The 4,221-nt window shown below is 36.2% G+C and carries 5 protein-coding genes; 3 read left to right on the top strand and 2 right to left on the bottom strand.

What is annotated here, in order from left to right:
• Nucleotides 1–265: 265 nt before the first annotated feature.
• On the bottom strand, nt 266–1,297 hold the full coding sequence (locus JOC49_RS12935; RefSeq protein ID WP_204665456.1) for a DUF2804 domain-containing protein: 1,032 nt from the start codon (nt 1,295–1,297) through the stop codon (nt 266–268).
• Nucleotides 1,298–1,354: 57 nt separating this feature from the next.
• Between JOC49_RS12935 and JOC49_RS12930 the strand changes: the two genes are divergently transcribed.
• The gene (locus JOC49_RS12930; RefSeq protein WP_204665455.1) at nt 1,355–1,978 is read left to right on the top strand and encodes a DNA-3-methyladenine glycosylase family protein; all 624 of its coding nucleotides are present in this window, start codon (nt 1,355–1,357) and stop codon (nt 1,976–1,978) included.
• A complete protein-coding gene (locus JOC49_RS12925) occupies nt 1,968–2,498 on the top strand; it encodes an NUDIX hydrolase (protein ID WP_341534688.1) in 531 nt (176 codons plus the stop codon). The genes JOC49_RS12930 and JOC49_RS12925 overlap by 11 nt, the downstream gene beginning before the upstream one ends.
• A 2-nt stretch (nt 2,499–2,500) precedes the next feature.
• Here JOC49_RS12925 and JOC49_RS12920 read toward each other — a convergent pair whose 3' ends face one another.
• Nucleotides 2,501–3,487 carry a hypothetical protein gene (locus JOC49_RS12920; RefSeq protein WP_204665453.1) on the bottom strand — a complete coding sequence of 329 codons (987 nt, stop codon included), beginning with the start codon at nt 3,485–3,487 and terminating at the stop codon, nt 2,501–2,503.
• A gap of 211 nt (nt 3,488–3,698) precedes the next feature.
• Here JOC49_RS12920 and JOC49_RS12915 point away from each other — a divergent pair, with 211 nt between their 5' ends.
• A complete protein-coding gene (locus JOC49_RS12915; RefSeq protein WP_204665452.1) occupies nt 3,699–4,202 on the top strand; it encodes an alpha/beta hydrolase fold domain-containing protein in 504 nt (167 codons plus the stop codon).
• Nucleotides 4,203–4,221: the final 19 nt, after the last annotated feature.

Genomic DNA, 4,221 nt, shown 5'->3' with positions numbered 1-4,221 from the left:
TGTTAAAATGTAGGAGTAACTACTTGAATTCTTCGTAGGTTCAGCGAAAATATCGATTTTTAATGGTTTTCGTAAAACGACGTAGAATTTAGGTAATAGGCATTGGATATCCAGATGAATCAAAACCACCACATGTAATTGACGATACTTTACGTTCAAAAATCCATTTTGAAACATTTTGAACGGAGATTGTCGTTAAAAAGGCACCAGATATATAACAGTTAAACGTCATATAATCTGGTGCTAAATTTTGATATAATGAAAATCACCATTTGTTTTTTACTTTTTCTGCAAAACCAAGTATATTTTCAAAATTTATGGTTTCACCTGAGTCAAGGACAACTGTCCCAGTAAAGTGACCAAATACTTGGTGTTGGTCGCTGAGTAAAATGCCAAATGATGTATAAGCAGACCGATCAAGAATTGGAAAAAAGTCTGCTTGAAATCGATTGTCTGAAGATGTAAACTTCCAAGGAGAGAGATAATCAGGTGTCCCATCAGGGTTCTCAGGAATATGGAAAGTCACGTGATTTAGTTTGTGAGCACCATTATAAAAAAGCATATTTTCAGTAGCTGAAGAGGTGTCTCCAAAACCATAGCCAATATTGAAACCAAAAATATCACCATTTAAAATTCCATTTGCAGCACCCCAATACCATGTATTATTATAAGTCCAAACACCTCTGCCCCAATCAAGTATGCCAAAAGATTCCTCAGGATTGAAAACATAATATTTGTTTTTATAGTTTACATTTCCAGAAGCGCGCATGCCTATTATTTTTTGGTTGTAATAAAAAGCTTTTGATTTTTTTGAAAATGGTGTTGCAATAACTATACTTTCTTTCAGTGTTGGTGTTAACATAACATCAATATAAAAGGAAGATTGCTTATGAAATTTTGGCATATTTAGCTTTAAGCGTCTGCTATTGCCTTCATGGGTAAAATGGATCTCAAATTGTTTGTTTTTAAAGTGGATGTCGCCCACTTCAGAACTAGGCGGTAAATCAAGTTTACCAAGCGGCATCAAGAGCATCGGGCTTACAGTCTGGGTTTCACCGGATATAAAATCTAGGAAACTTGCACTAATTAGACCCATATAGCCATTGTCTGCAATGGTTAAGGCAATGCCGAAATCCTTGTTATAAACCAAATAATAGTCCCACTCTTTAATGCGAAGTTTGCTTGACTTTATTTGGTTGCGGTTGTATGTTTTTATAAGTTCAGTTGCATAACCAGCCTGATTCAGATAACCTTTTGAGTTCAAAAGATTTCCAGGCTTTAATTGAGTCTGTTGCATTTTATTTTCCCCTTTTATTTTACATTATAATATAATTCTTTGGAAAGAGGTGCTAATTTGGACTATTTTGTTTATGGAGAGTTGGAAAAAAAATATCTAATTGAAAGAGATCCTAAACTTGGAAGGGTTATTTTAGAAATGCAAGACATTAAGCGGCCGATAAATTCGAATTTGTTTGAAAGTCTAATGACCAGCATTATTTCACAACAAATTTCATCAAAAGCAGCAACAACTGTTTGGAGTAGGTTCAAAGATCTTGTTGGAAGTGTGAGCCCAGAAAATGTAATGGCCTTGAGTCTTGACGAAATACAAAAACAAGGGATGTCATTTAGAAAAGCCGGCTATATAAAAGAAATTGCGGAAAGAGTCAGTGATGGCGACTTGAATTTGAAAACGCTAGAAACTTTGCCCGACTGTGAAGTTGTTAAGCGGTTAAAATCATTACCAGGAATTGGTGTCTGGACTGCTGAAATGTTGATGTTGTTTTCAATGAGACGCCCCGATATATTGAGTTGGGATGATTTGGCAATACGCCGGGGAATGCTTTTTCTTTATGGCCTTGACACGATTGACCGTACAACCTTTGAAACATACCGAAAAGTATATTCGCCCTATGGAAGTGTTGCCTCTCTTTACTTATGGGAAATCAGTCATAAAGGAGTCGAAAAACGTGGTAAATAAAGTTGAACTATTGGATTTATATACTAAAGATAGAGAAAGAACTGGTAAAACGATTGAACGTGGAGACCCTGTTCCGAAGGGGTTCTATAGATTAATTGTACACATTTGTATCTTTAACAAAAAAGGCCAAATGTTAATTCAGCAAAGACAACCCTTTAAAAAGGGATGGTCAAATTTATGGGATGTCTCAGTTGGCGGGAGTGCAGTTGCAGGAGATAGTAGTGTGGAAGCTGCAGAACGAGAAGTTTATGAAGAATTGGGTCTTAATTTGGTCCTTAGTGACTCTCGTCCTGCATTGACTGTTAGCTTTGAGGATGGATTTGATGATTTTTATAGTGTTATTTTAGATTTAGAACCAAGTGAACTCCAGCTTCAATATGAAGAGGTAAAGGCGGTAAAGTGGGCAACTAAAGAAGAAATACTTAGCATGATTGATTCAGGTGTTTTTTTACCTTGGCACAAGAGTTTGATTGAATTATTGTTTTATATGTATGATAATCATCGCGTTCTAACAGATTAAAGTTACTTGAGCCTCGAATCCAAATTGAGAATTGTCTTTTTCTCAGCTTCGGGTAGCATCGCCATCAGTTGATTTCTTCTTAATATGCCTTCATCCATTTTATTGTTTTTTAGTGAGGCGTGCTTTTGAACTTCGGTCCAAGCAATTTTTTTACGCTTGTAAAAGAGATCAAAATCGGCCAATCGTGTGCCATCTTCTAAATATTCGAGTCCCATTAATATTTTTTTGAGTTCTATAGGTGGCATTAAACTAAAGAGTCTCACTTGATAGACCATTAAGGACATTAAAACATGGGCAAAATCACGTGTCCAACCTTCACCAAGAACAAGGCCAAGTTCGAGTCCAGAAATAACTTGAGCGAGTCTTTGAAAATGGATTTCAAAGTGGTCATCTAAATCATAGAGGTTGATTTCATAATCATACCAATTTTCTTCCTCCAATGTATGTGTAACATACATTAACGCTTCTCGCTGCAATCTTGCATAACATTTATGTAAGGGCATATCCACTAAAATATGGCCAGAAAAAGGCAATGGAGAGGGGTGAAGTGGTTTTGTGGTTAAACTCAATATTGTGTGGTTCTGTTCACCCAATTTAACCGCTTCCTGCCAGTTCATCGAACGCCCATTAAATTCTTTTTCAAGGAGTTCTTTGATTTTTAAGTTTTCACTGGGCAATCTGAACAAAATAATTTTCGGACCAATGTCTACTTTTGAAATATTGCATTTCATATCGCAATTGAAAAGGTCGGCAAGAACAGAAGAACTGCTTTTTCGAGCCAGCATAATGTATTTAGCGTCATTGGTATCTGTTATAACTAAATTTTTTTCCGTAATAAATAAAACGGTGCTGTTGTTGTCGGTACAACTTTTAGCAACTTCCATAGTAACTGTTTCATAGGCAAATTTTTCACTTAATAAGGTACAAGTGCTATCTGGGGCTTCAGATCTTAAAAATAATATTCGAGTTCCCATTCTCAAAAATATCATGAAATACTCCTTTTTTGAAATTTATTTTTTCAATCAATTCTATTGATTATTATAACATAATTTGGAAAGCAGGCGAGATCATGAAAATGAATCTGAAAAAAATTGATCCAGAATTGCGCTTGATGGGTTTTTTGGTTAAATTGATAAACCCTACATTTACAAGGAAGCGACTTGAGTTCATGAGCCAATTTACCCGCCTTACTTTGGTTACATGGCGGCGGATATGCTATTGGCGCTCCAGAATCATCTTTGTTTTGGGTACGGAAGATTATGGAAGCAAGTCCGTGTTATAATTATACCAGATTATAGAAAATCGTTTGAAGCCCCATATCCTGCAGCACTTTCTTTATATGCAAGAGATCGAAATGAAGTGAAAATTGCATTTCAAATGCCTTTGTACCCAATGATCGACGACCGTATGAACTTAGATTCTGCGATAGATAATATAGCACCAGTTTGGGATTCAAAATCAAATTATATTGCTTGGAAGTTATATTTAGGGGATTTATTTGAAACCAATGAAATACCCATATATGCTGCCCCAGCCAGGGCTGACTCATATAAAAATATGCCAACAACAATTACTTTTGTAGGCGATCTTGAGCCTTTTAGGGATGAAACGATTCATTATGTGCAACGTTTAACTAAAATAGCCGAGAAGTCCCCCGCCTCTAAGCCACCTTGCTCACGGAGTGAGAGTGCAGGTGGTGGATGAATCGGCTTGTTTTTGACCC

The sequence above is a fragment of the Fusibacter tunisiensis genome, from assembly GCF_016908355.1.
In the GTDB taxonomy this organism is placed as follows: Bacteria; Bacillota; Clostridia; order Peptostreptococcales; family Acidaminobacteraceae; genus Fusibacter_D; species Fusibacter_D tunisiensis.
The sequence above is the reverse complement of the archived record's forward strand: the minus strand, read 5'-3'. Positions and strand labels throughout refer to the sequence as shown.